A 617-nucleotide genomic window follows, 5' to 3' on the forward strand; every position below is an offset into this window, starting at 1 on the left:
CGCGGTGAGCAGCAGCGACGGAGGTATCACCTGGACGGCGACCTTCACACCTTCCGCGAGCATCAATGATACAACCAACCTGATCACCCTGGACAATACGGGCATCGCGGATCTGTCGGGCAACGCCGGCAGCGGCACCACCGATTCCAACAACTACGCCATCGACACCGTGCGCCCGACCGCCACGATTGTGTTGGCCGACACAACACTGGCAGCGGGCGAAACCTCGCTGGTGACGATCACGTTCTCCGAGGCGGTGAGCGGATTCACCAATGCCGACCTGACGATCGCCAACGGCACCCTCACCGCGGTGAGCAGCAGCGACGGCGGCATTACCTGGACCGCGACCTTCACGCCAACCGTCGGTGTGAGTGACCCGAGCAACGTCATCACCCTTAACAATACCGGTGTGGCCGACATCGCCGGCAATACCGGCAGCGGCACCACCAGTTCTGGCAACTACACCATCGATACGGTGCTGCCGACCGCGACCATCGTGGTTGCCGACAATGCGCTGAGAATCGGTGAAACGTCGCTGGTGACCATTACCTTCAGCGAAGCGGTCAGCGGTTTCAGCAACGCCGACCTGACCATCGCCAACGGCACCTTGACCGCGG

1 protein-coding gene is annotated in these 617 nt (G+C 62.2%); it reads left to right on the forward strand.

The features are described 5' to 3' along the window. Positions 1 to 617 (forward strand): Ig-like domain-containing protein (locus PMI18_RS05825; RefSeq protein ID WP_007905339.1); only part of this gene is annotated, 617 nt, incomplete at both ends.

Origin of the sequence: Pseudomonas sp. GM102 (assembly GCF_000282555.1) — a bacterium.
GTDB lineage: Bacteria > Pseudomonadota > Gammaproteobacteria > Pseudomonadales > Pseudomonadaceae > Aquipseudomonas.